Below are 26,395 nucleotides of genomic sequence, written 5' to 3'. Positions count from 1 at the left end.
GCGCCTCAATGCGCCGTTGTCGCTTCGGCCACGCGCACAGGGTTCGCCTTGCGTGCCGCATAGGCAAAGACGCACAGCAGCGCATAGCAGGCCGCGGGCAGCACCAGCGCGGTGACGAGGCCCAGCGCGTCGGACAACATGCCTGTCAGAAGCGGGATGAAGGCGCCGCCGACGATGGCGGTGCATAGCAGGCCCGATGTCGCCTGCTCGCTGGCGGTCGAGCGCTCCAGCGTCAGGGTGAAGATCACCGGGAACATGATCGAGTTGAACAGGCCGATCGACAGCGCGACATAACCCGCGCTCACGCCGCCGACGGAAACGACATAGAGGACCATGGCGCATGCGATCGCGGTGAACAGCATGAGCAGCTTCGCCGCATCGAAACGCGCAAGCAGCAGCGACCCCACCGCGCGGCCCACCATGGCGCCGCCCCAGTAGAAGGAGACGGCCTTCCCCGCTTCTTCCAGCGGGACGCCCCAGATGCCGTCGGAATTGAGGAACAGCGCCATCTGCGTGCCGATGGCGACTTCCGCGCCGACATAGAGGAAGATGGCCGCTCCGCCGAGCAGGCACCATTTCGAGGAGAAGGCATCGGCGATCATCGCGCCGACGCCCTTCGCCGGCGCAGGTTCGGGCGCGGCGGCAGCGACCGTTCGGCGCGAAAGGAAGAAGAAGGCGAGGAGCAGCAAAAGCAGACCGCAAATCCAGAAATAGGCCTTGTCGATACCGAGCAGCGCGTTCTGCCGCACCTCCTCGGTCACCACCGTGCCTTCCGCGACTTCGAGGCCGCCGAGGAACAGTACCGCGCCAAGATACGGGCCGATGAAAGTGCCGAAGCTGTTGAAGGTCTGCGCCAGCGTCAGGCGGAAATGGCTGCCCTTGGGATCACCCAGGGCGGCGGCGAGCGGGTTGGCCGCGACCTGCAGCACTGTGATGCCGCTCGCCAGCACGAACAGGCCCAGCAGCACTATCGAATAGTCGGCGATGTTGGCCGCGCCCAGCATGATCAGGCAGGCCACGATCATCATGCCCAGCGCGACCAGGATCGATGGTACTGCCTTCCACCGCGCAATCAGCACCGCCGCCGGGAAGGACACCACGCCATAGGCGATGAAGAAGGCGAAAGCGGAAAGCTGCGCCTCGGTATTGCTGAGCGTGAAGATGCCCTTCACCGCCGCCACCAGCGGGTCGATCAGCGAGGTGATGAAACCCCATGCGAAAAACAGCGTGGTGACGGCAATGAAGGCGGCTTTCACGCTGCCGCTTTGCGGTTGGCTGGCCAATCTCGATCCCCTCTCAAATCCCTTGGTGCGCGGGTCGTTTCGTTCGACCTATGGTAGCGCTCCCATGCGGCATGCAGGAGGAGCGCGGACGTGCCGGAAAGTCAATCCCCCAAGCGGCGGGCGATGGCAAGGGGGTGTGGGTTCAGCGTACGGTTCGCACGAACTGGAGGGCGACGCCGCTCGCGAGCGCCAGCGCCGCGCAGATCATGAAAAGCGCGCTCAATTGCTGCTGCAGGGCGGCTTGCTGGTAGGCGACCAGCGTTAGCCCCGGTGCGATCATCGAAGGCAGCGTGTTGGTGAGGTTCATGATGCCGAGCAGGGCGCCGCGATTGGGATTGCCGGATACCAGTTGCGCCACCAGCGCCGCCTCGATCGAGAGGAAGGTGGAAAGGCCGGCGGAAAAGGCGATATAGCCCGCCATCAGCATCGCGAGGCCGTCAGCCTGGGCAAGGGCTGCGAGCCCGGCAGCGACCGCCAGCGACGCGGCCAGCAGCGGCAGGCGGCGCAGTCCCATCCGGTCCGACACGACGCCGCAGGCCAGCGTGATGACGATCGCGATCACCGCTGCCGGACCGGTAATGGTAGACAGCAATCCGGTCGATGTCCGGTCCGGCAAGCTCCCGCCATTCGCCGCCACCTCGACCAGCAGGGCTCCAAGATAGAGGTAGATATAGCCATGCACGAAGGCTGCCCCCAGCTGCATGGCAAGGCGAGCGGACCAGCAGATTGCGAAGTCGCGACTGGCGTGGCGGGGCTTTTCTGCGGGCGGGACTCGCTCCGTCACATCGGCCTGCTGCAAGGCACCCATGTCCCAGCGCATCAGCAGCGGGAGGAAGCAGGCGATCGCCAGCGCCCCGGCGAAGAGGAAGGCGCTCGCGCTGTCTTGCGGGAAGAGCCAAGCGATGAACACGACCGAGAGGTTGGATGCCGGCAACGCAGCGAAAATTGCGCTGCCCATGCGGCCTTTCTGCTCATTGCGGAAATGGTCGGAGAGCAATGCGGCCAGCGGAGCGAAAGCGATATTGAGCGCCACCTGGAAGACCAGGATCGCCGCCAGCGTCTGCCAATAGGTGACGGTAATGGCCAGCAGCACATAGCTTGCCGCCAGTGCGCCTACCCCGACGGCGATCAATCCGCGCCGGTTGCCATGCCTTGCCAGCCAGCGATCGCTCATATGGCCGGCATAGATATTGGATGCGGCGGCAACCACCGCGCCCAGCAGCAGCAGCCAGCTCAGCAGCTCCGCGGCGGAGGCAGGCGCGAACCCCTCTATCCGGCGCGGGACCAGCAGTACCAGCAGGGGCATGAAGCCGAGGTGCACGCCCAGGTAAGCCAGGCAATATTGCGCCATGGCAACACGGGGCAGCGGACCTGGCATGGCTAGATGCCGGATCCGGTCATTAACGGCGCGCCTCGATCCGGTCCGTCGCCTCGGCCTCGATCTGGCGCAATTCGCGCATGGTCTCTTCCAGCGCCGCCTTCTGCGCGCGCAGTTCGGCCAGCTTCTCGCGCACCTGTCCGCGCAAGTGTTCCATCTGCTCGATGTGGCTGGGATCGGAATCGTAGAGGTCGAGGAATTCGCCGATCTCGCGCAGAGAGAATCCCAGCCGCTTGCCGCGCAGGATCAGCTGCATGCGCCCGATATCGCGCTTGGAATAGATGCGCGTGCTGCCGACGCGCTGCGGGCTGATAAGGCCGTTATCCTCGTAGAAGCGCAGCGTGCGATGGGTAACGCCCAGCATCGCGGCGACTTCCTTGATTCCCTTGTGATCGCCCGAAGCGTTGTCGTCATTCGCGGCGGCGGGAGAAACGGCAGGTGCGTTGTCGGCGTCAGCCATTGCGTTTTGCTTCCTCCTCCTCGACCAGTTCCTTCTTCGACAGCTTGCCGACCATGGTCTTGGGCAGGCTGTCGCGGAATTCTATTTCCTCAGGCATTTCGATCTTGTTGAGACGGATCTTGAGGAATTCTTCCAGAGCCTCGGGCGTGAGGTCGGAATCGCCGCTGATGGCGACGAACAGCTTGGGTGCCTGTCCGCGATATTCGTCGGGAATACCGATGGCGATCGCCTCCTTCACATCGGGATGCTGGTAGGCGGCATCCTCGATTACGCGCGGATAGACATTGTATCCGCTGCACAGGATCAGGTCCTTGATGCGGTCGACGAGGAAGAGATAACCGTCCTCGTCCAGGTAGCCGATATCGGCGGTGCGCAGCGCGCCCTTGTAGAAGGTCTTCTCGGTCGCTTCGGGATTGTTCCAATATCCCTTCATCAGCTGCGGCCCGCGCGCCATCACTTCGCCGCGCTCTCCCTGCTTGCACAGATGCTCCGGGTTTTCAGGATCGCGGATCTCGATCGTGGTGCCGGGGAAGCGGGGACCGGCGCTGTTGTTTTTCACCTGGCCGAATAGCGGGTTGCAGGTGATGATCGGACTAGCTTCGGACAGGCCATAGCCTTCCACCACGCGCGTGCCCGAACGCTCCTCGAACGCCTGGCGCACTTCCAGCGGCAGTGGCGCGCCGCCCGAAATGCAGCATTGTACGCTGGACAGGTCGGGCATCTGGCCCTTGGGCAGGTTGTTGAAGGCGCTCCAGATCGTCGGCACGCCATAGACCTGCGTCGGCGGCTTGCGCTTGATGGTGGCGAGCACCTGCTTCATCTCGAAACGCGGCAGCAGCACCAGTTCCCCGCCCATCTCGATCGCGAAATTGAGCACGGAGGTGAGGGCGAAGACGTGAAACATCGGCAACACGCCAAGCGTGCGCTGCTGTTCCTCCACCATGCCGCCGAAATGCGCCAGCATCTGCCCGCAATTGGCGGCCAGGCTGGCATGGGTCAGCATCGCGCCCTTGGGAATGCCGGTAGTGCCGCCGGTATATTGCAGCACGGCCACGTCATCGGGATCCATCTGGACCGGATCGGGCTTGCCGCCATTGGCGATGAGGTCCGCCATCTCCAGCGTGATCTCCGGATCGGATATCTGGATATGGTCGGCGCGGCGGAACAGGCGGAAGCCGATGTTCTTGGCGAAGGGCAGCATGTCCTTCATCCGGCACACCAGTACCTTTTCGACGCCCGCCTTGCGCGCGGCATGCTCCACCTTCTCATGCACGAAGCGCACTTCGGGCACGGCGACGATCTTCATGCCCGCATCGCGGAACAGGTGGTCGAGCTCATATTCGGTGTAGAGCGGATTGAGGTTCACGACGATACCGCCGACCTTCAGCACCGCGAAATAGAGCACCACGTGATAGGGCGAATTGCCCAGGCACAGGCCCAGCCTGTCGCCCTTGCCGAAGCCGCGATCCTGCAACCCGCGCGCGGCCTTGTCGACCAGCTCGCCCAGCTCCGCATAGGTCCAGCAGCGGCCGAAATAATCGATCGCCGGCCGCTCGGGCCAGCGCGTCACCGCATTGTCGATCAGCGAGGTCAGGAGGCGCGGCGGGAAAACATATTCGCCCGCATCGTCCACGTAATAGGGCAGCGGATAATCGGGGATCGGCGTCGCCTCGCGCGCGAAAATCATCTCACCCGGTGGATTGACCTTCCAGGCCAGCGCCTGATCCATCGAACCTCTCTCCTTTGTCACGGCCCGGTCTTGCGGGTCCGTCATCATCACTGCGACTTGCCGGAACTTTCTCCCGTCCGGCTCGCTTCTCGACTCATAGAAAGCACAAAAATCAGTTGACGTATAGGGAAATTTGGTCACCATTAGGGAAACGAAACGCCGAGGACCCGATTCCCGGCATTATGGAGAGGCAGATTCATGCGCGAAGTCGTTATCGCGGGCTATGCCCGGTCCCCCTTCCACCTCGCACACAAGGGCGCTCTGGCCCGTGTTCGCCCGGATGACATGGCAGCGCAAGTTATTCGTGGCCTTGTCGAACGCACTGGGGTGAAGGCGGAGGATGTCGAGGACCTGCTGATGGGCTGCGCCTTTCCCGAAGGCGAGCAGGGTTTCAACATCGCGCGCCTCGTCGTCCTGCTGGCCGACCTGCCGATCTCCATCGGCGGAATGACGATCAACCGCTTCTGCGGTTCGTCGATGAGCGGCATTCACTATGCAGCCGGCCAGATTCAGATGGGCGCGGGCGAGGTGTTCATCTGCGCTGGCGTAGAGTCCATGAGCCGCGTGCCGATGACCGGCTTCAACCCGATGCCGAACCCCAAGCTCGCCGAAAAGAGCGCCGCCTATATCTCCATGGGCGACACGGCGGAAAACGTCGCCAAGAAGTACGGCCTCAGCCGCGAGGAGCAGGAAGCTTTCGCCGTGCTGAGCCAGCAGAAGACCGCCGCCGCCGTGCAGGCGGGTAGGCTGAAGGACGAGATCGTGCCGATCGATACGGGCAAGGGTGTGGTGGATGCAGACGGAACGCCGCGTCCGGACACTACGGCTGAAACACTCGCCGGGCTCAAGACTGCTTTCCAGGCCGATGGCACGGTGACCGCGGGCACCTCCTCCCCGCTGACCGATGGCGCGACCGCCGTGCTGGTTTGCAGCGCGGAATATGCCGCGGCCAACAATCTCGAAGTGATGGCCAAGATCAAGTCGGTCGCAATCTCCGGCTGCCTGCCCGAAATCATGGGCATCGGCCCAGTCGGCGCATCCGAAAAGGCGCTGTCGCGCGCGGGCATCAAGGCGGCCGACATCGACGTGGTCGAACTGAACGAGGCCTTTGCCAGCCAGTCGATCGCCACGATCCGCGACCTCGGCCTCGACATGGACAAGGTGAACATCGATGGCGGTGCGATCGCCATCGGCCACCCGCTGGGCGCCACCGGCGCGCGCATCGTGGGTAAGGCTGCTGCGCTGCTGAAGCGTGACGGCGGTAAATATGCGCTCGCCACCCAGTGCATTGGCGGCGGGCAGGGCATCGCCACCGTGCTGGAGGCCGCATAATGAGCGGCGACATCAAAAAGGTCTGCGTTATCGGCGCGGGCACCATGGGTGCGGGCATTGCGGCGCAGGTCGCCAATGCCGGCGTGCCCGTGCTGCTGCTCGATATCGTGCGCGACCCGGAAAACCGCAATGCGGTGGCTGAAGGCGCCGTTGCCAAGATGCTCAAGACCGATCCCGCGCCCTTCATGTCGAAGGCGGCGGCGAAGCTGGTCGAGACCGGCAATATCGAGGATGACCTGGGCAAGGTCGCCGAATGCGACTGGGTGGTGGAAGCCATCATCGAGCGGCTCGACATCAAGCAGGATCTCTACGCCAAGCTGGAAGCGGTGCGGAAGGACGGCACGGCCGTTTCCTCCAACACCTCCACCATCCCGCTGGCGCAGCTGACCGATGGCCGGTCCGACGCGTTCAAGCGCGACTTCCTGATCACCCATTTCTTCAATCCGCCGCGCTACATGCGGCTGATCGAGATCGTCTCCGGCCCGCAAAGCGACAAGGCGACGGTTGCCAAGGTCACCGAATTCGTCGACCGCAAGCTGGGCAAGACCCCGGTCGATGCCGAGGATTCCCCCGGCTTCATCGCAAACCGTATCGGCACATTCTGGCTGCAAGTTGCAACCAATTCGGCTGTCGACATGGGCGTGACCGTGGAAGAGGCCGATGCGATTGCGGGCAAGCCGATGGGCGTGCCGAAGACCGGCATTTTCGGCCTGATCGACCTCGTCGGCATCGACCTGATGCCTTACCTGCAGAAAAGCCTCACCGGCACGCTGCCCAAGGACGATCCCTACCAGGCGATCGCCCGCAGTGAGCCGCTGATCGAGAAGATGATTGCCGAGGGCTATACCGGCCGCAAGGGCAAGGGCGGTTTCTATCGCCTCAACCGCGAAGGCGGGCAGAAGGTCAAGGAGGCTATCGACCTCAAGACTGGCGAATATGCTCCCGCCGCCAAGCCTCCGCGTATTCCGGGTGCGGCCGCCAAGGGTGACCTTGGCGCGCTGATCGAGCTGAAGGGCAAGATCGGCGAATATGCCTGGGCGATCCTGGGGCCGACGCTGTCCTATTCCGCCAGCATCGTTCCCGAAGCGACGGCGACGATCCTGGGCGTCGATGACGCGATGAAGCTCGGCTACAACTGGAAAGCCGGCCCGTTCGAGATGATCGACAAGATCGGCCCGGCCAAGCTGCGGTCTAAGCTGGCCGAGAGCGGCCTACCGGTACCCGAGCTGCTGGAGAAGGTCGGCGAAGGTACCTTCTACCGCGTCGAAAACGGCAAGCGGCAGTATTTCGGCCTCGACGGCCAGTATCACGATGTGGAGCGCGCCGATGGCGTGCTGCTGCTGGAGGATATCAAGCTCAATTCCGAGCCGCTGCTGAAGAACGCTTCTGCCGCGCTGTGGGATGTGGGCGATGGCATCGCCTGCCTCGAATTCACCGGCAAGATGAACGCGCTCGACACCGACGTGATGAAGCTGATCGGCGATGCGATTCCGCTGGTGGCCGAAAAGTACAAGGGCCTCGTCGTCTATAACGAAGGTTCGAACTTCTCCGCCGGCGCCAATCTCGGCCTTGCAATTTTCGCGGTGAACATCGCTGCATGGAGCGAGATCGAAAAGCTGATCAAGGGTGGTCAGGATGCCTACAAGGCGCTGAAATACGCGCCTTTCCCGGTCATTGGTGCACCCTCCGGACTGGCGCTGGGCGGCGGCTGCGAAGTCCTGCTCAATTCCGATGCCGTGCAGGCGCATGCCGAAAGCTATATCGGCCTTGTCGAATGCGGCGTGGGCCTGATCCCCGGCTGGGGTGGCTGCGGCGAAATGATCGAGCGTTGGCGTGACATGCCCCGCCAGCCGCAGGGTCCGATGCCCGCCGTCGCCAAGGCGTTCGAGATCATCTCCACCGCTACAGTGGCGAAATCGGCGGCCGAAGCGAAGCAATACGGCTTCCTGCGCGCCAGCGACGGTGTGACCATGAACCGCGACCGGCTCCTCTCCGATGCCAAGGCAAAGGCGCTGGAGCTGGCCGATGGCTATACTCCGCCCGAACCGCCCGAATTCCGCCTGCCTGGCCCCGCCGGCATGGCTGCGTTGCAGCTGGCGATCGACGGCTTCCGCGCACGCGGCCTCGCCACCGAATATGACGAGGTGGTCTCCGGCCGCCTTGGCAAGGTGCTGACCGGGGGCGACACCGATCCGACCGAGGTCATGACCGAGGAAGAACTGCTCGAACTCGAACGGACCGAATTCATGCAACTCGTGCGCGACCCGCGTACGCAGGCACGGATCGAACACATGCTGGAAACCGGCAAGCCGCTGCGCAACTGATCGCAGCGTAACAAGAATACAACTCGCGACCGGCCGCCTCCTCCCCCCTCTCTCAAGCGGCCGGTCGCAACCTAAGGAGTGGATGCGACATGCAGGTCTATGAAGCCCCCTTGCGCGATATGCGTTTCGTGCTGGACGAGCTGTGGGAAGAAGACGGCTTCGGCAAGCTGGAAGCGCTGGAGGAATTCGATTCCGACCTGACCAGCGCGATCCTGGAAGAAGCGGCCAAGTTCAGCCGCGAAGTGCTGCTGCCGCTCAACCGCTCCGGCGATGAGGAAGGCTGCACGCTCGAAAACGGCGTGGTGCGGACGCCCGAAGGCTTCAAGGACGCTTACAAGCAGTTCACCGAAAGCGGCTGGTCCGCGCTCGCTTCCGATCCCGAATATGGCGGGCAGGGCCTGCCCGAACGGGTGAACAAGCTGGTCGAGGAGATGACCTGCTCCACCAACCTCTCCTTCGGCCTCTATCCGGGCCTGACGCATGGCGGCTCCATCGCGATCGAGGCGCATGCGACCGAGGATTTGAAGAACTTCTACCTGCCCAAGATGATCAGCGGCGAATGGTCGGGCACCATGTGCCTGACCGAAGCGCATTGCGGCACCGATCTGGGCCTGCTGCGCACCAAGGCCGATCCGCAAGACGATGGCAGCTACAAGATCAGCGGAGCCAAGATCTTCATCTCCGCCGGCGACCACGACTTGTCGGACAACATCATCCACCTGGTGCTGGCCCGCCTGCCCGATGCGCCCAAGGGCGTGAAGGGCATCTCGCTGTTCCTGGTGCCCAAGTTCCTGCCCAAGGACGATGGCTCCGTCGGGCCGTCGAATGGCGTGACCTGCACGGCCATCGAACACAAGATGGGCATCAAGGCCTCCGCCACCTGCCAGATGCAGTTCGAGGAATCGACCGGCTGGCTGGTCGGCGAACCGCACAAGGGCATGGCGGCCATGTTCACCATGATGAATGCCGAGCGCCTGTCGGTCGGTATCCAGGGTCTGGGCATTGGCGAAGCCGCCTATCAGTCCGCCGTCTGGTACGCGAAGGATCGCCTGCAGGGCCGCTCGCTTTCGGGTGCCAAGCACCCGGACAAGCCGGCCGATCCGATCATCGTCCATCCCGATGTGCGCCGCATGCTGATGACCATGCGGGCCAATAATGAGGGCTGCCGCATGCTCGGCGCATGGGTTGCCCGTGCGCTGGATGCGGAAAAGCATGCGACGGACCCCGAAGTGCGTCAGCGCGCTTCCGATTTCGTCGCACTGATGACGCCGGTGGTGAAGGCGCTCTTCACCGATCTCGGCCATGAAAACGCGAACCTCGCTGTGCAGGTCTATGGCGGCCACGGCTACATCCGCGAAAGCGGCGTGGAGCAATATGCCCGCGATGCCCGCATCGCGATGATCTATGAAGGTACCAATGGCATCCAGGCACTGGACCTCGTCGGCCGCAAGCTGGGCGCGCATACGGGACGTTACCTGCGCAGCTTCTTCCACCCGGTCTCCGACTTCATCGAAGCGAGCAAGGGCGACGGGCCGATGAAGCCGATGATAGAAGGGCTGGAAAAGGCCTTCGGCGCGCTGCAGCTCTCCACCGCGACCATCGCCCAGCGCGGGCTGAAGGATCCGGAAGAGGCGGGCGCCGCCGCGACCGAATATCTGCGCCTGATGGGCCTTGTCGCCATGGGCTACTGCTTCGCCCGCGCGACGATGATCTCTGGCATGAAGCTCGCCTTCGGGACCGAGGAGAAGGAATTCTACGACGCCAAGATCAAGACGGCGACCTTCTACTTCGAGCGTATCCTGCCGCAGGTTTCCGCGCACTTCCTGTCGATCAAGGCCGGCAAGAAGTCGATGATGGCGCTTGAGGAACACGCGTTTTGAGCAAGGCGAACGCCCTGTTCGAAGAGCTGGCGATCCCCGCGATCGTCGCGCCCATGTTCCTGGTTTCGGGGACGGAGCTGGTGGTGGCCTGTTCATCGAACGGGCTGCTCGGCACTTTCCCGACGCTCAATGCGCGCACGACCGAGGACCTCGATGCGTGGTTCGGCGAGATGAGGGAGCGGCTGGACGGCAAGCCCTTCGGCGCCAACCTGATCGTGCACAAGAGCAACCCGCGGCTGGAGGAAGACCTGGCGCTGGTGGTGAAGCACAAGGTGCCGCTGGTCATCACCTCGCTGGGCGCGGTGCCCGATCTGATCGAGGCGGTGCATTCCTATGGCGGCGTTGTGATGCATGACGTGATCGGTATCCGCCATGCCAAGAAGGCTATCGGTGCCGGGGCGGACGGCCTCATCGCCGTGGCGGCGGGCGCGGGCGGCCATGCCGGCACGCTCAGCCCCTTTGCGCTGACCAGCGAGATCCGCGAATTCTTCGACGGGCCGCTGGCCCTGTCAGGCTGCATCACCCATGGCCGCCAGGTGCTGGCCGCCAAGGCGATGGGGGCGGATTTCGCCTATGTCGGCTCCCACTTCATCCCCACCGTCGAAAGCATGGCCTCCGATCCGCAGAAGCAGATGATGATCGAGGCGAAGGCGACGGATATCGTCTACACCGACAAGGTCACCGGCGTCGGCGCCAATTTCATGCGCGCCAGCCTGGAAGCCGCCAGCCTGCCCGATGGCGGCCACGGCGAAATGGCCTTGTCTGACGAAGCGAAGGCATGGAAGAATATCTGGTCCGCCGGCCATGGCGTTGGCGCGACCCATGCGATACGGCCTGCCGCGGAAATCTGCAGCGAGTTGATCGCACAATATAACGAAGCCCTGAAGGAACTGACCGCATGAAGATCCTTGTCCCCGTAAAGCGGGTCATCGACTACAACTTGAAGCCGCGCATCAAGGCGGATGGCTCGGGTGTGGACCTCGCCAATATCAAGATGAGCATGAACCCGTTCGACGAGATCGCACTTGAGGAAGCCGTGCGAATCAAGGAGGCAGGTAAGGCCGAGGAAGTCGTCGCCGTCTCCATCGGCCCGGCGAAGGCAGGTAGCGATACGCTCAAGAGTGCCCGCGCCATAGGTGCCGACCGTGCGATCCATGTCGAGACAGACGAGGAGGTTGAGCCACTTGCGGTCGCCAAGATCCTTAAGGCCATTGTGGACGAGGAGCAGCCGCAACTCGTCATTATGGGCAAGCAAGCCATCGATGACGACAACAACCAGACCGGCCAGATGCTCGCCGCGCTCTTGGGGCGGCCACAGGGCACTTTCGCCAGCAAGGTGGAGATCGACGGCGACCATGTGGCAGTTACACGTGAGGTCGATGGCGGCCTTGAGACGGTGCGGCTGGCTCTGCCCGCCGTGGTCACCACCGACCTGCGGCTGAACGAACCCCGCTTTCCTGCGCTGCCTAACATCATAAAGGCGGCTAAGAAGCCAATGTCTACCAAGAGCCCCGCCGATTACGGTGTCGATACCGCACCCCGCCTGAAGACGCTGAAAGTGGCCGAGCCGCCCGTGCGCCAGGCGGGCGAGATCGTGCCCGATGTCGATACGCTGGTCGCCAAGCTCAAGGCCATGGGCGCCGTCTGAGCGCCGCCTTCACCCGTAGAAATCTGATTTTGGAAGAATGACATGACTTCACTGGTTCTCGCAGATCATGAAGGCGGCACGCTGAACCCCGCCACGCTCGCCACTGTTACCGCCGCTGCCGCGCTGGGCGGTCCCGTGCATGTGCTGGTGGCAGGGGGCGGTGATGCCACCGCCGCAGCCGATGCCGCGGCCAAGGTCGCCGGCGTCGAAAAGGTGCTGCTGGCGTCCGACGCTGCCTACGCTCACCAGCTGGCCGAGAATGTCGCGCCGCTCGTGGCGGGGCTGATGGATGGCTATGATGCCTTCCTCGCTTCGGCCACCACCACCGGCAAGAACATCGCCCCGCGCGTTGCCGCGCTGATGGACGTGATGCAGGTCTCCGACATTATCGGCGTGGAAGGCCCCAAGACCTTCACCCGCCCGATCTATGCCGGCAATGCCATCGCGACGGTCGAAAGCTCCGACGCCAAGCTCGTCATCACTGTGCGTGGCACCGCCTTCGACAAGGCTGCCGCAGAGGGCGGTTCGGCTGCGGTCGAGAATGTCTCCGGTGCGGGCGATGCGGGGCTTTCCAGCTTCGTCGGCCTCGAAGCTGTGAAGAGCGACCGGCCCGAACTGACCAGCGCAGGCACGATCGTATCCGGTGGTCGTGCGCTGAAGGACGGCCCGACTTTCGAGCAGGTCATCACCCCGCTCGCCGACAAGCTGGGCGCCGCCATCGGCGCATCGCGCGCCGCGGTCGATGCGGGCTATGTGCCCAATGACTACCAGGTCGGTCAGACGGGCAAGATCGTCGCGCCTGAGCTTTACATCGCCGTCGGCATTTCCGGCGCGATCCAGCATCTGGCGGGCATGAAGGATTCCAAGGTGATCGTCGCGATCAACAAGGACCCCGACGCGCCGATCTTCCAGGTCGCCGATCTCGGCCTTGTAGCGGACCTGTTCCAGGCCGTGCCGGAACTCACGGAGAAGCTGTGACAACCGCCATCGTAACCGGCCTCGACAAGCTGAAGGCCGGTATGGACAGGGAACAGCCCCACGGCCTGACCAAGTTGCTCGGCATCGAGCTGGTGGAGGCGGAAGAGGGCTATGTCGTGCTCACCGGCACGGCGACGCCCGACGTCTACAACATGCTTGGCATTGCCCATGGCGGTTTCGCCGCAACGCTGCTCGATTCCGCCTGCGGCCTCGCGGCGACGTCGGCGCTGCCCGATGCTTCGCATTGCGTCACGCTGGAAGTGAAAGTCGCCTATCACGCGGCGATCACGGAGGATGCGGGCGAATTGCGCGCGATCGGGAACGTGCTGTCGCTAACCAGGCGCACCGCCTATGCCGAGGCCAAGCTGGTCGATGCGAATGGCAAGCTTTACGGCTCCGCGACGTCCACGCTCTACATCGCCCCGCAGCGGACATAAGAGCCACCGGGCATGCCAGCGTCGGTAGCCCGCTAGCGGCCCGACGTCCTGCCCCGCATCGCATCGCGCCGCCATTGCGCGGGCGAGGAACCGCATTTGCGGGTGAAGAAGCGCGAGAAATAGGCCGGGTCGCCAATGCCCACCGCCTCGCCGATTTCGGCAATGCTCATCGCCGAAAAAGCGAGCAGGCGCTGCGATTCCAGGATCGCGCGCTGGTCACGCATGGCGATGGGGGGCTGGCCCATGGCGGCGCAAGCCTCTCGCAAGGCGGTCTGGCTCACGCCCAGCTCGCGCGCATAGGTATCGACCGGCTCGCGCTGGCGATAGCGCTTTTCGAGCAGCTGGCGGAAGCGCGCCACGATGTCGCGCTGGCGCGTGGTCCCCTGGATCTCACCCTCGACATGCTGCAGCCGCCTTGCCGCCTGCACCATCACCATCAGCAAGCCGGCCTGCAGGGCTGCGGATTGTCCAAGACCTTTCCATGACAGCTCGCGCGCAATCAGCGTCATGCTGTCATCGATCGCCTCGCATTCCCCGGGCTCGAGGGCGATGCAGCGCGATGTCTCGAACAGCTTGGCGAACTCGCCATGTTCGGAGCACAGCTGCTGCAATTGCACATCGGCGATGGTCAGGACCTGCCCGCCGGATTCGGTGTGCCATTCGAAGCCGTGGATGGCCCCGGCCGGGACGACCAGCAGGGCCGGGGCAATAAATTCCGAAAAATCAGATTCATACTGGATCACGCCGCCGCCGCTGGAAATCAGGATCAGGTGGTTGAGATCGGCATGTTTGTGCGGCGAGATGCTCCAGCCGCTGGGGCGCGAACGCGCGGCTAGGTCCTCGATATGGACGAAGTCGGGATTAGCGACCTGCTCGGCTTCGCCATAGAGGAAGAAACTGGGTGGAAGCTGCGTGGCCATGCATTCCCTATAGCATCAGGCTTGGCGAAAAAGCCAAGTCCTGCGTTGGGATTGCCATTGGGTATGCGCGCGCGCGTTCCTAATGTGCTTGCGAAATCGAACGATCCGGGACGCCCATGACAACACAGGTTTGCATTATCGGGGCAGGGCCTGCGGGCCTGCTGCTGGGCCATTTGCTGAAGGCCGAGGGCGTGGACTGCGTGGTGCTGGAGCGGCGCGCGCCCGACTACATCCTCTCGCGCATTCGCGCCGGCGTTTTGGAGACGATCACGGTCGAGCTGATGGAGCGGCTTGGCCTCGACGCCCGGATGAAGTCCGAGGGTCTGTGGCATGACGGTTTCAACCTCGCCGATGGCGACCGGCTGATCCGCATCGACATGGCGGACCTCGTGGGCAGCCGTGTGATGGTCTATGGCCAGACCGAGATTACCAAGGACCTGATGGATGCCTGCGACGAGCGCGGACTTGAAGTCGTCTACGAGGCCGAAGACGTGGCGCTGCATGATGTGGAGGGCGATGCTCCTTACGTCACGTATAGCAAGGACGGCGCCGAGCACCGCGTGGATTGCCGCTTCGTTGCCGGTTGCGACGGCTTCCATGGCCCCAGCCGCAAGGCCATCCCGGCCAGTGTCGGTAAGGAGTTCGAGCGCGTCTATCCCTTCGGCTGGCTCGGCATCCTTGCTGATGTGCCGCCCTGCAATCACGAGCTGATCTACGCCAACCATGAGCGTGGCTTCGGGCTTGCCTCCATGCGCAGCGAGACGCGCAGCCGCTATTACGTGGACGTGCCGCTGACCGATGCGGTGGAGGATTGGGGCGACGAGCGGTTGTGGGATGAGCTCGCCATCCGCCTCGGTCCTGAGGCTGCCGCGAACATCACCCGCGGCCCGGCGCTGGAGAAGAGCATCGCCCCGCTTCGCAGCTATGTCTTCGCGCCGATGCGGCACGGCAGGCTGCTGCTATGCGGTGACAGCGCGCATATCGTCCCGCCGACCGGTGCCAAGGGGCTGAACCTCGCCGCATCGGATGTGCATTATGCCTCGGCCGCGCTGGCGGCGTTCTTCAAGGCGAACGATCATGATGCGATCGCTGGCTATTCGGACAAGGCGCTCGCCCGCGTGTGGAAATCGGAGCGCTTCAGCTGGTCGCTGACCAAGCTGATGCACCGCTTCCCGGAGGACGGCCCCTTCGAACGCGCCATGCAGGTGGCGGAGCTCGACTACATCGCCTCCAGCCGCGCGGCCCAGACCAGCATTGCCGAGAATTACGTCGGCCTGCCGGTCTGATTCTGGCCGGTCTGACCGCTAGGCCTCAGCGCGGGCGCATGCCGTAGGGCAACTCGCTGGTGAAAGCCTCCACCCGCGTCACTCGCCCATCCTCGAACCGGTAGAGTTCGATGACCTGGTAAGTGAGCGGATAGCCCTCTCCGCCCGCGGCAGGCAGGTCCTCGAAGAACTTCACCACGGCAAGCCCGCGCTCCTCGTCAATGGCGAGAATCTCGCGGTCGCGCGTGCGCTCCACGCGGGCGAGGATCGGGCCGCCAAAGGGGGAGGTGCAATCGCCGACCGGCTGTCCGTTGACGAACCACTGGCAGTCATCCGCCGCCGCCTCTGGAGCAGGGCCATTGTCGCTGATCGCAGCCATGAAAGCGCCGGCAGCCTGCACCATCGCCTCGCGCGGGGTGCGGCGATTGGCGGGCAGCACGCTGAAGTCGCTGGCCGAGACCGGCTCCGCCCAGGGCGCGCCATATTCGCTGCGGCGGATCGTCGCATCGACGCTGCCGACCGCATCGCCATCGGCGGACACGGTGAAGGCCGCCCAGGCGGGCTGGCCGTGTTCTTCGATCCGGCCGATCCACACGCCCTTGCCGGTTGCCGCATCGGCGACGACCAGCGGCGCGCTGTCGATCGCGGTCACGGTCCGCCAGATGCTCTCGCCCACGCGGATGCCGACGCTGTTCTCGGTGTATCCGACCTGCTCGCCCCAGTTCACCGATTGCCAGTCATCCCCGACCATGCCCTGCGGCACCGAATTGGTGAGGCCGGTCAGGCAGGCACTGTCGCAGGCATCCGCATCGGGTGCGAAACGCGGCATGGGCGCGGCCTCGCTCCAGAACGGATTGTGCATGAAATAGGGGACGTAGGTGAACGTCGCCTCGATCCGCTGGATCTCCGCATCGCGAATGCGGAAGGCTTCGATCAGCGTGATGGAATTGGGCCATTTCAGCGCGGTGCGCATCTCGCGCCCATTGGTGAGGAGATAGCGGTCGAATTCGTTCGCATGGTCGAAGAAGCCGGTGCCGACGACCACACCGCGCCGCTCGTCCACCAGCGGCAGGTCGCGGCGGATGCGCTTGTTGATGCGGTAGAGGCCCAGCTCGAACTGCGCGCGGCAGCCCGAAGCTATGGAAGCGGCGCTTTGCTGTTCGCCGGGTCGCGGAGCCGTGGTGGTGATGCCGTTTTCGAGCCGGCTGCAATCCTCGCTGAAGGGCGCGAAGACCTGCCCGTCATTCAGTTCCACCGTGTCGAAATAGGCGTCCGCAATCGCCAGCATCCGCTCGCGCGGGCGGCGCTCTTCCTCTGGCAGCACTTCGTAGAATTCGGCGAAATGCTCCATGTTCTCCCAGTCGCCGAAGGGCGCGGGCAGGCCGGTGCGGCGGTGGACCACGGTCTCGATCTCGTCGATCAGCCCGTCCGAGACATGGATGCGCAGGGCGTAGAAGGCGGCGGTGCCGTTCTCCCGCACCGATCCGAACCATGCGGCATGGCCGGTGCTCTCATCCGCCACGGCGAGGCCATTGTCATCGACCTCGTCCACCGTGCGCCACAGGCCCTGGCCGATTTTCAGCGGGACATTGTTCTCGGTGAACATGACATCGGTAGCGAGCGGGAGGCTGCCATAATTGCGGCTCTCCAGCGCCGCCATATGCGCGCGGACCGTCTCGATCAGGCAGTCATACTGGCAGCTGGTGTCGGGTACCGCGCTGTCCTCTCCCGGTGCCTGCGCCAGCGCGGGCATGGCCAAAGACAGGGACGTTGTGGCGGCCAGCGCCAGTGCGGCGGCGGATGTCAGCAGTTTCATGTGGTTGTCTCTCCCCTTGTGCCCCGCGCCCTTACGGATGGGCGGCGTCGGCATAATCCTCATTCGCGCGGGCGATCAGGAAGGCGTGGATGGCACTCGCATCCTCTTCCGACAGCACGTCGCCAAAGCCGATCATCCCGCGATCGGCATAGATGCCGCGCAGCACGATATCGTTGAACTGGGCGCGGGTTTCCTGCGTCATCCAGCGCAAGTCCTTCATCCCGCCTACGGCGTTCTCGCCATGGCAGCGTACGCAGCTATCGCCATAGAGCGCGCGGCCGCGCTCCACCTGGTCCTCGGTGGCGGTCAGCCAGGGCGGGCGCGGCAGGTCGCTCGGCGGCGGGGGCGGGGGCAGTTCCACGCCCGTCGCGCCGAGGCGGAAGACCAGCAGCTTCGCGCTCGAGGTGCTGAACGGGCCGAGATTATAGACCGGCGATCCGCCCCAGCCGGCATTGATGGCGATATATTGCACGCCGTCGACCATATAGGTGATCGGCCCGGCGACCGGCGCCTGGTCGATATCCATCTCCCACAGCTTCGCCCCCGTATCGGCGGCATAGATCGCCAGCGTCTTGTCGATCGTTCCCTGCACCAGCAAATTGCCCGCTGTGGCCAACACGCCGCCGCTGCCCGGCACGCGATAGGGCACGCGCCATGCCTCGCTCTGCGTCACAGGGTTCCATGCGAGGAGGTAGCCCTTCTCGGCCGCGTTGATCTCTTCCTGCAGCTGCGCGCGCAGTTCGGGCATGTTGGTGCGCTGCATGCCGGAATTGCTGCGGTGGCGCACGAAGGTGAACTCGCCATCCTCGGCATTGGCATAGACCGATCCCTGCTCCTGCGCGGAGAGATAGACGAGGCCGGTATCCGGGCTATAGCTCATCGGGTGCCAGGTATGCGCGGCGAGCCAGCTGGGATTCATGATGTGCGGCGTGGTGGTGTTATGCGCGCCCGGCTGCAACACGGGGCGGCCCGTCGCCATGTCCACATGGCTCGCCCAGGTATTGACCGAGACATAGCTCTCCGCGCTCACCAGTTCGCCCGTGGCGCGGTCGATCACGTAGAAGAAGCCGTTCTTTGGTGCCTGCATCAACACCTGCCGCGTCTCGCCGCCTATCTCGAGGTCGGCGGTCACGATCGGCTGGGTGCATGTGTAGTCCCAGTCCTCCTCGGGTACCATCTGGTAGTGCCACTTGTATTCGCCCGTCGTCGCATCGACCGCAACGATCGAGCATAGGAAGAGGTTGTCGCCCCTTCCGTCGCTGCGGAAATGCCACATCTGGGGCGAGCCATTGCCGGTGCCGATATAGACGAGGTTGAGGTCCGGGTCGTAGGCAAAGCTGTCCCACGCCGTGCCGCCGCCGCCATAGCGCCACCATTCCCCATGCCAGGTGGGCATGGCGATTTCCATCGCGCTGTCCGACGCCTCGCCATCGGGGCCATCCGCCGGATTGCCAGGGACCAGGAAGAATTTCCACAGCTGCTCGCCGGTCTCGGCATCAAAGGCCGAGACAAAGCCGCGCACGCCGTAATCCGCGCCGCCATTGCCGATCACCACCTTGCCGTCATAGACGCGCGGCGCGCCGGTGATCGAATAGGCGCCCAGCAGGCCTTCGGTGCTGAAGGTCTGGGTGGTCCAGACTTCCTCGCCTGTAGCCGCGTCCACGGCGATCAGCCGCCCGTCGAGCGCGCCGATAATGATCTTGCCGTTCCACGCCGCGATCCCGCGAGAGGAGGGTCCGCAACAGGCCAGCCGCGCCCATTCGGGGCCGACTTGCGGGTCGTAGGTCCACAGCTTTGCGCCCGTCGCCGCGTCATAGGCGGTGACGATGTTGTAGATGCTTTCGTTGTAGAGCACCCCGTCAATCACCAGCGGCGTCGCCTGCACGCCGCGTGTGGTGGCGAGATCGTCATACCAGGCGAGGCCGAGCTCGCCGACATTGCCGTCATTGATCTGGTCGAGCGGGCTGAAGCGATCCTCGCCCCAGGTGCGGCCGTGGCTCATCCAGTTGCCGATGTCGGCGGTGCTTTCGGTGGCGAGCATGCGCGCGGTATTGACCGCAGCGGGACCGGCAGGTGCGCTTGCCTGCTGCGCGACCTCCACCGGCGGCGCCGACATTGTGCAAGAAGCCAAGGCCAGCGCGGCCCCGGCGGACAACAGATGCATGTGACGCATGATGATGCGGCTCTCCCCTCCCAAATCCCTCAACTCCCTCGCTAACGCGAAACCATGGGCGGGGACAAGGGCAAGCTGCCAACGCCCCGCCAATCATGCGGCTGAGAGGCGACATGGCCCATGCACGGTTGATTTTGTTCGGTCGAACGAATATCGACCCGAATCATGAGGGAAAAGCTCATCCACGTGGCGATCGAGAAGTTCGGCAAGCGCGGTTTTGACGCGGTTGGCACGCGTGAGATCGCGGCGGCAGTGGACACGCCCATGTCCTCCATCACCTATCATTTCGGAGGCAAGGAAGGCCTCTATCTCGCTGCGGCCGAACATATTTTCGATCATTTGAAGACCCATGTCGCTCCCCCGGTAGAAGACCTGCCGTCAGAAGGAGCTTCAGATGAAGAGCGGGTGGTTGCCATTTGCGATGCACTGCGCCGGATTGGCGGCTTCATGCTCAGCGATGAAAGTGCCCCCTTTGCGCTCTTTATCGGACGCGAACAGCAGGATCCGACACCGGGCGTGCTTGAGTTGAAGCGCGAACGGATCATGCCGATCATGATCCATCTCGCGGCGCAGGTACGCGTCCTGCGTCCTGAACTCTCGGAAGAAGAAGCGAAAGCCGTGGCCGTCTATCTCTTCGGCATGGCGATCACATTGCGTCACGCCCGCGCCTCGCTCGGCATGCTGCTGGAAAAGGAGACGCTGGACGATGCGACCAAAGCCATGTTGCTAGACCAGCTCGAACAGTCTGCCCGCGCGGTGCTGGCGGGGAACGGCAAATGAGCGCGCGCTACTTCGCCATCCCGGCCATGGCGCTGCTCGTTTCCGGCTGTATCTCCATGGCGCCCGAGGCGCAGGTTTCGCCGCAAGTGGAGGCGATGCCGCAGGCCTTCGACATGGCCGAGGTGGAGGGCGATTACCGCCCCGCCGCCTGGTGGAGCCACTTCGAGGACCCGGTGCTTGATGCGCTGGTGGACCGTGCACTCGACGCCAATCTCGATATCGCGCAGGCCGCAGCCCGCGCCGAACGCGCCGCTGCGCAGGCCCGTGTCAGCCGCGCGGGCCTCTTGCCTGCGCTCGAAGCCACGGCAGGCGCGAGCTATTCGGACACGCCGCTTTCGGGCGGGGCCTTCAGCAATTTCCCCGGCGCGCCCACGCGGCTGTCGAACGAGACCTATTCGCTGGGCCTCGGCGCCTCCTACGAACTCGACCTGTTTGGCCGTGTACGCAACGATTACGCCGCCGCACGTTCCGATGCGCTGGCGGCTGAGCAGGATTTTCGCGCCACCCGCCTTGCCACGGCGGCGGAGACCATCTCCGCCTATTTCGACGTGGTCGATGCGCGCTACCAGATCGCCAACAGCTTGCAGTCGCTCGACGTGCTGAGCGACCGCGTGGCGCGCACGGACGAGCGCTATCGCCGAGGCCTCGCCCAGAGTTTCGAGCTCTACCAGGTGCGCCAGGAACTGCGCGGGCTGGAAGCGAGCCTGCCGCAGCGCGAAACCGCGCTTGCGGCGGCGGAAGGGCGGCTGGCGCTGCTGCTTGCGGACTATCCGCAAGGTGTGGATGCGCTGCTTTCCGAACCTCTGCAACCGCGCCTCACTTTCGATCCGGTGCCCATGGGCCTGCCGGTCGAACTGCTTGCGCAGCGCCCCGATGTTGCTGCTTCGTGGGAGCGGCTGGAGGCGGCGCGGCTCAGGATTGGCGCACGCCGCGCCGAACGTTTCCCCGCGCTGCGCCTGTCGGCCTCCACCGGTACGCAGGGCGGTGCGGTGGACGATGTGCTGGACCTTGGCCAGAACTGGCTGCTGCAGCTCGCCGCCAATGTCACCGCGCCCATCTTCGATGGCGGGCGTATTTCCGCCAATATCCGCGCCGCGCGTGCGACTTATGACGAGGCCGCTGCCGCCTATGGCCAGAGCGTGCTCAATGCCTGGCGCGAAGTGGATCTTGCCGCGACCGATTACGAGGAACAGCGCCAGCGCTATCGCCTGATCGCCGCGCAGCTGGCCGAAGTACAGGCCAATGCCGATTTGCAGGCCGAACGCTATCGCGCGGGCGTGGCCGATTACACCGCCTATCTCGATGCGCTTCGGGCGCTCTACCAGGTTGAAAGCTCGCTCTCCTCCGCCGGGCGCGACGTGGCGCTGGCTCGCTTGGGCCTGCACCGTGCGCTGGGCGGCGATTGGGACAATGAAGGGAATACGCCATGAACCGTCAGTTGCTCTGGGTCATCGGCCTGCTGCTGGGGGCGGTTGCCATTGCGGCGATCATGATCGGCCTGCGGCCGGAGCCGGAGGAGCAGGAACTGGTGGCGACCGTACCGCTGGTGGAAGTGCAGCCCTATCAGGTCCAGTCGGGCGCGCTGGAGATCCTCGGCACCGGCACGGTCGGCCCGCGCGAGGAAGTCTCGCTCGGCGCGGAAATTGCCGGGCGGCTGGTCTGGGTCAATCCTGCCTTCCGGGAAGGCGGAACGGTGGGGCAAGGGCAGGTGCTCTTCCGCATCGATGCCAGCGACTACCGGAACCGCGTGCGCAGCGCGCAGGCCGATGTGGCGGCGCAGGACGTTGCCGTGCTGCAGGCACAGGAAGAGGTCGCGATCGCGCAGGCAGAACTGGAGCGCTTCGCCAATCGTGAGAGCGCCCGCAGCGCGCTGGGCCGGGCATTGGATAGCAGCGACTACGCCGCGCGCATCCTGCCGCCCGATGGGCTGGACGTTGCCACCGCACCTCCAGGCACGACCGTCGAACCCAACATCCTCGCCACGCGTGAGCCGCAATTGCGCTCTGCCAGAGCAGCGCAGGAGCGGGCGCAGGCGCAGCTCGCAGACGCGCAGCTGGCCCTGAGCCGCACGGCGGTTCGCGCGCCGTTCAGCGGGCTGGTCCGCAGCGAAAGCGCCTCGGTCGGAACGTTGGTGCAGCCGGGGCAGGCGCTTGGCTCGGTGGTGGCGACCAGCGCTTACGAGGTGCGGGTCTCACTCTCTGAACAGGAGGCGGCTTTGATCCCCGGCCTGTTCCGCGTGGGTGGAGCCAACATCCCGGCGAGCGTGGAAATGGAATATGGCGGCAGGATGTGGCGCTGGTCCGCCGTGGTGGACCGGGCCGATGCGATCCTCGATCCCGAAACGCGGACGATCGACGTCTTCCTGCGCGTGCCCAACCCGCTGCGCGGCGGCGTGGCCGTGGACGATGCCGCAGCAGGTGCGGCGCCTCCACTGCTGTTGGGCAGTTTCGTTAGTGCCAGTATCACCTCGGGCGCGGCGCAGCCCTATGCGACCATCCCGCTCGAAGCATTGCGCGAGGGGGATACCGTCTGGCTGCTGGCACAGGGCAAACTGCGGATTGTTCCGGTCAACGTGATTCAGCGCACCGACCGGCTTGCTTTCGTCTCCGGCGAAGGGCTGGGCGAGGGCGGCCATGTGATCACCAGCGGCCTGCGCACCCCGGTCGAAAGAATGGACCTGCGCAGCGAAGCCGCCAATGGAGGCAATGCGGGTGAGTGACGAGGCCACTCCCGACGCTCCCGAAGGCGACGGCGCCGCGCTCGACCGCTTCGGCAAGCCTGCCGACCGGGCGCGCGACCGCAAGGGCGTGATCGCCTTCATGGCGCGCAATGGCGTTGCCGCAAACCTGCTGATGCTGTTCATGATCGCCGCCGGGATCGCGTCCTATGGCAGCATCGTGCAGGAGGTGTTTCCCGAAACCAGCCTCGATGCGGTCACCGTCTCCGTCGCCTATCCGGGCGCCACGCCGGAAGAGGTGGAGGAATCCATCGTCCAGAAGGTGGAAGAGGCGGTCCAGTCCATAGAGGGCGTCAAGCGCATCACCGGCACCGCCTCCGAAGGCCAGGGCAGCGTGCGGGTTGAGTTGGAGCTTGGTGAGGATCTCGACAAGGCGCTCGACGATGTGAAGGGCGAGGTCGACCAGATCCAGACCTTCCCGCTCGATGCCGAGGAACCTTCCATCACCGAGGCGACCACGCGGCAGAGCGTGATGCGTATCGCGCTGTTCGGCGATGTGCCGGAACGCACGCTGAAGGAAAGCGCCTATGCGCTGGAGGATGCGCTGAGCGCGATCCCGGAGATCAGCTATGTCGATAGCAGCGCGGTCAGGCAGTACCAGGTCTTCATCGACGTGCCGCAGGAACGGCTGCAGGCGCTGGGGCTGTCGCTCACCGATATCTCGCGCATCGTCGGGCAGAGCAGCCTCGACAGTCCGGCCGGCTCGATCGAGACCGACCGCGAGCAGATACGCGTGCGCACGGTGGGGCAGAATTACAGCCAGCACGATTTCGAGAATATCGTCCTGCGCACGCGGCCGGATGGCACGATCCTGCGGCTGGGCGATATCGCCACCGTCACCGACGGCTTCGAGGATTCAGACCTCATCACCCGCTTCAACGGCAAGCCTGTCGCCTTCGTCGATGTCTATCGCACCAGTGACGAGCGTGTGCTCGACGTGGCCGATGCGGCATTCGCCTTCCTTGACGAGAATGCTGCCAACATCCTGCCTCCCGGGATCGAATATGCGATCTGGGACGATACGTCCGAATTGTTCGACGATCGCCTGTCCATGCTGCTGAAAAACGCCGTGATCGGCCTCATCCTGGTGCTGGCGGCGCTGACCCTGTTCCTCGACGTGCGGCTGGCCTTCTGGACCGCTGCGGGCATCGGCGCGACCTTTATCGGCGCGATTTACGTGGTCGAATTGTTTGGCTCCTCGATCAACATGATGTCGCTCTTCGGCTTCATCATCGCGCTGGGCCTGGTGGTCGATGATGCGGTGGTCGTGGGCGAGAATATCTATGCCGAGCGAGAGCGCGGGCGCAGCGGCACGGGCGCCTCCATCGCCGGCGCGCAACGCGTGGTGGTGCCGGTGATCTTCGCCGTGGCGACCACCGTTGTCGCCTTCTCTCCGCTGCTGGCCGTGGGCGGCACGATCGGCAAGGTGCTGGCGGATATCCCCATCGTGGTGATCGCCGTTCTCGGCCTCTCGCTGGTCGAGGCGCTGCTGATCCTGCCCTACCACCTCAGCCACCTGCCCGCCGCCGGGGCGCATACCAAGAACCGCATCTTGCAGCAGTTCGAGCGGGTGCAGCGCGGTTTCGACAAGCGCTTGCAGGCCTTTATCGACGGGCCGCTGGATCGCGGGCTGAAATTCGCCGTGACCATGCCCTATGTCGTGGTCGCCGCAGGCATGGCGCTGCTGATCGTGATGGTCGCCATGATCCCGGGCGGTCTGATCAAGACTGAATTCTTCCCCGAGATCGAGGCTGACGTGGTCTCCGCCACGCTTGAAATGCCTTCCGGCACTTCGGTCGAGCGTACGGCTGCCGTGGCCGGACGGATCGAGGATGCGGGTGCGCGCGCGGCTGCGCGTTTCGACGAAGGCCTGCCCGAGGACGAGAGCTATCTCGAGGCGAGTTACACCACAGTTGGCCTGCAACAGGGCAACCAGGGCCCGCTGGGCGGCAATGACCGCCTGCAGCCCAATATCGCCAGCGTGCAGTTCAGCTTCATCAGCTCCGCCGAGCGTGATTTCTCCGCCGGTGACTTCGAGCAGGCCTGGCGCGAGGAACTGGGCGAGCTGGGCGAGGTTCGCTCCTTCTCGATCAGCGCCAGCCTTGTTTCCGCAGGTGACCCGATCAATGTGCGCCTGTCGCATCCGGACGAGGAGGTGCTGCATGGCAGCGCGCAGCGGATGATCGAGGCGCTATCCCGTGTCACCGGCGTCTACGATGTCGAGAGCGACCAGGATGAGGGCGTGCGGCAGGTGGACCTGACGCTCAAGCCCTCGGCCCGAACGCTCGGCATCACGCTGCAGGACCTCGCCGGACAGGTCCGCGCGGCCTTTTTCGGCGCCGAAGCCGTACGCGTGCAGCGCGGGCGCGAAGATGTGCGCGTCTATGTCCGCCTGCCCGAGGACCAGCGCGATTCCGTGACCGATATCGGCGATTACCGCGTTCGCGTGCCGGGCGGTCAGGTCCCGCTGTCCAGCCTCGCCAATATCGCCATCAGCAATGCGCCAACCGCGATCAATCGTGAGGATGGCTTCCGCATCGAGACGGTGACCGCCGATGTCGATACCGATGTGATCACCAGCCAGGAAGCGGCGAACCTGATCTCCGGCGAGATCATGCCCGCGATCCAGGCCGATTATCCCGCGCTGGTATACGAATTCGGCGGTGAGCAGGAACAGCAGCAGGAAAGCTTCGGCGATATCGGCACCGCCTTCTTGCTGGCGCTGGCGGCGATCTATGCGCTGCTGGCGATACCTTTCCGGTCATACATCCAGCCGATGATCATCATGGCGGCGATCCCCTTCGGCATGATCGGTGCGCTGATGGGGCATTTGCTGCTCGGCATATCGATCGGCATCGTTTCCATGTTCGGGATCATCGCGCTATCGGGCGTGGTGATCAACGGCGCGCTGGTGCTGATCGACTTCATGAACGAGAACCTCGCCAACGGCATGGCGCGCGAGGATGCGATCATCGATGCTGCCAAGTCGCGTTTCCGCCCGATCATCCTGACTGCTATCACCACTTTCCTGGGCGTCGCCCCGATCACTTTCGAGACGAACCTGCAGGCGCAGTTCCTCATCCCCATGTCGGCGAGCCTGGGCTTCGGCATCCTGTTCGGCACGGCAATGCAGCAATTGCTGATCCCTTCGCTGGCGATCCTGCAGATGCGCGCGGTCGACCGGATCAAGGGCTGGCTGGGCCGTGACAGCGGGGAAGCGGAACCGGCGGAAACGGCCTTGCCGGCGGAGTAACT

Annotated in this window: 19 protein-coding genes; 12 read left to right on the top strand and 7 right to left on the bottom strand. The window is 64.5% G+C overall.

Going from position 1 to position 26,395, the window contains the following annotated elements; genetic code table 11:
• Positions 1-5: 5 nt before the first annotated feature.
• From E5222_RS10560 to E5222_RS10545, 4 genes are all read right to left on the bottom strand, one after another.
• Entirely contained in the window at positions 6-1,283 is a 1,278-nt protein-coding gene (locus tag E5222_RS10560; RefSeq protein WP_136693704.1) for an MFS transporter, read from the bottom strand.
• A gap of 142 nt (positions 1,284-1,425) precedes the next feature.
• Positions 1,426-2,661 carry an MFS transporter gene (locus tag E5222_RS10555; protein ID WP_136693703.1) on the bottom strand — a complete coding sequence of 412 codons (1,236 nt, stop codon included), beginning with the start codon at positions 2,659-2,661 and terminating at the stop codon, positions 1,426-1,428.
• Positions 2,662-2,683: 22 nt separating this feature from the next.
• Positions 2,684-3,121 carry a MerR family transcriptional regulator gene (locus E5222_RS10550; RefSeq protein WP_136693702.1) on the bottom strand — a complete coding sequence of 146 codons (438 nt, stop codon included), beginning with the start codon at positions 3,119-3,121 and terminating at the stop codon, positions 2,684-2,686.
• A complete protein-coding gene (locus E5222_RS10545) occupies positions 3,114-4,850 on the bottom strand; it encodes a long-chain-fatty-acid--CoA ligase (RefSeq protein WP_246021676.1) in 1,737 nt (578 codons plus the stop codon). Before E5222_RS10545 ends, E5222_RS10550 begins: the two co-directional genes overlap by 8 nt.
• A gap of 198 nt (positions 4,851-5,048) precedes the next feature.
• On the opposite strand from E5222_RS10545, the gene E5222_RS10540 reads away from it, so the two are divergent.
• The 7 genes from E5222_RS10540 (at position 5,049) to E5222_RS10510 (ending at position 13,449) form a co-directional block, all read left to right on the top strand.
• Complete coding sequence (locus tag E5222_RS10540) at positions 5,049-6,182, top strand: thiolase family protein (protein ID WP_136693701.1); 1,134 nt, start codon at positions 5,049-5,051, stop codon at positions 6,180-6,182.
• Positions 6,182-8,506 carry a 3-hydroxyacyl-CoA dehydrogenase/enoyl-CoA hydratase family protein gene (locus E5222_RS10535; RefSeq protein ID WP_136693700.1) on the top strand — a complete coding sequence of 775 codons (2,325 nt, stop codon included), beginning with the start codon at positions 6,182-6,184 and terminating at the stop codon, positions 8,504-8,506. Before E5222_RS10540 ends, E5222_RS10535 begins: the two co-directional genes overlap by 1 nt.
• A gap of 89 nt (positions 8,507-8,595) precedes the next feature.
• Positions 8,596-10,386 (top strand): acyl-CoA dehydrogenase C-terminal domain-containing protein, encoded by a 1,791-nt coding sequence (locus E5222_RS10530; RefSeq protein ID WP_136693699.1) that lies wholly within the window; start codon positions 8,596-8,598, stop codon positions 10,384-10,386.
• On the top strand, positions 10,383-11,288 hold the full coding sequence (locus E5222_RS10525) for an NAD(P)H-dependent flavin oxidoreductase (protein WP_136693698.1): 906 nt from the start codon (positions 10,383-10,385) through the stop codon (positions 11,286-11,288). The genes E5222_RS10530 and E5222_RS10525 overlap by 4 nt, the downstream gene beginning before the upstream one ends.
• Positions 11,285-12,034 (top strand): electron transfer flavoprotein subunit beta/FixA family protein, encoded by a 750-nt coding sequence (locus E5222_RS10520; RefSeq protein ID WP_136693697.1) that lies wholly within the window; start codon positions 11,285-11,287, stop codon positions 12,032-12,034. Before E5222_RS10525 ends, E5222_RS10520 begins: the two co-directional genes overlap by 4 nt.
• A gap of 42 nt (positions 12,035-12,076) precedes the next feature.
• The gene (locus E5222_RS10515) at positions 12,077-13,012 is read left to right on the top strand and encodes an electron transfer flavoprotein subunit alpha/FixB family protein (RefSeq protein WP_136693696.1); all 936 of its coding nucleotides are present in this window, start codon (positions 12,077-12,079) and stop codon (positions 13,010-13,012) included.
• Complete coding sequence (locus E5222_RS10510) at positions 13,009-13,449, top strand: PaaI family thioesterase (RefSeq protein ID WP_246021675.1); 441 nt, start codon at positions 13,009-13,011, stop codon at positions 13,447-13,449. Before E5222_RS10515 ends, E5222_RS10510 begins: the two co-directional genes overlap by 4 nt.
• Before the next feature lie 32 nt (positions 13,450-13,481).
• Here E5222_RS10510 and E5222_RS10505 read toward each other — a convergent pair whose 3' ends face one another.
• Positions 13,482-14,369 carry a helix-turn-helix domain-containing protein gene (locus tag E5222_RS10505; protein WP_136693695.1) on the bottom strand — a complete coding sequence of 296 codons (888 nt, stop codon included), beginning with the start codon at positions 14,367-14,369 and terminating at the stop codon, positions 13,482-13,484.
• A 116-nt stretch (positions 14,370-14,485) separates the two neighbouring features.
• Between E5222_RS10505 and pobA the strand changes: the two genes are divergently transcribed.
• Positions 14,486-15,655 carry a 4-hydroxybenzoate 3-monooxygenase gene (pobA, locus tag E5222_RS10500; RefSeq protein WP_136693694.1) on the top strand — a complete coding sequence of 390 codons (1,170 nt, stop codon included), beginning with the start codon at positions 14,486-14,488 and terminating at the stop codon, positions 15,653-15,655.
• Positions 15,656-15,680: 25 nt separating this feature from the next.
• On the opposite strand, the gene E5222_RS10495 is transcribed toward pobA, so the two are convergent.
• Both E5222_RS10495 and E5222_RS10490 read right to left on the bottom strand, forming a co-directional pair.
• Positions 15,681-17,450, bottom strand: coding sequence for a DUF8021 domain-containing protein (locus E5222_RS10495; protein WP_136693693.1), 1,770 nt, complete (start codon positions 17,448-17,450; stop codon positions 15,681-15,683).
• 31 nt (positions 17,451-17,481) lie between these two features.
• The gene (locus tag E5222_RS10490; protein ID WP_136693692.1) at positions 17,482-19,566 is read right to left on the bottom strand and encodes a PQQ-dependent dehydrogenase, methanol/ethanol family; all 2,085 of its coding nucleotides are present in this window, start codon (positions 19,564-19,566) and stop codon (positions 17,482-17,484) included.
• Between the two features lie 222 nt (positions 19,567-19,788).
• Between E5222_RS10490 and E5222_RS10485 the strand changes: the two genes are divergently transcribed.
• From E5222_RS10485 to E5222_RS10470, 4 genes are read left to right on the top strand one after another with little or no spacing between them, the layout of a single operon-like run.
• On the top strand, positions 19,789-20,403 hold the full coding sequence (locus tag E5222_RS10485) for a CerR family C-terminal domain-containing protein (protein WP_136693691.1): 615 nt from the start codon (positions 19,789-19,791) through the stop codon (positions 20,401-20,403).
• Positions 20,400-21,833: an efflux transporter outer membrane subunit gene (locus E5222_RS10480; RefSeq protein WP_136693690.1), complete on the top strand. Its 1,434-nt coding sequence runs from the start codon at positions 20,400-20,402 to the stop codon at positions 21,831-21,833. The genes E5222_RS10485 and E5222_RS10480 overlap by 4 nt, the downstream gene beginning before the upstream one ends.
• Positions 21,830-23,122, top strand: a complete 1,293-nt coding sequence (locus E5222_RS10475) for an efflux RND transporter periplasmic adaptor subunit (protein WP_136693689.1) — start codon at positions 21,830-21,832, stop codon at positions 23,120-23,122. Before E5222_RS10480 ends, E5222_RS10475 begins: the two co-directional genes overlap by 4 nt.
• Positions 23,115-26,393: an efflux RND transporter permease subunit gene (locus E5222_RS10470; RefSeq protein WP_246021674.1), complete on the top strand. Its 3,279-nt coding sequence runs from the start codon at positions 23,115-23,117 to the stop codon at positions 26,391-26,393. The genes E5222_RS10475 and E5222_RS10470 overlap by 8 nt, the downstream gene beginning before the upstream one ends.
• The last annotated feature ends 2 nt before the right edge of the window (positions 26,394-26,395 follow it).

This window comes from Alteraurantiacibacter aquimixticola, from assembly GCF_004965515.1.
Taxonomy (GTDB): Bacteria; Pseudomonadota; Alphaproteobacteria; order Sphingomonadales; family Sphingomonadaceae; genus Alteraurantiacibacter; species Alteraurantiacibacter aquimixticola.
Note: the sequence above shows the minus strand (reverse complement) of the source record. Positions and strands in the feature narration are given on the sequence as shown.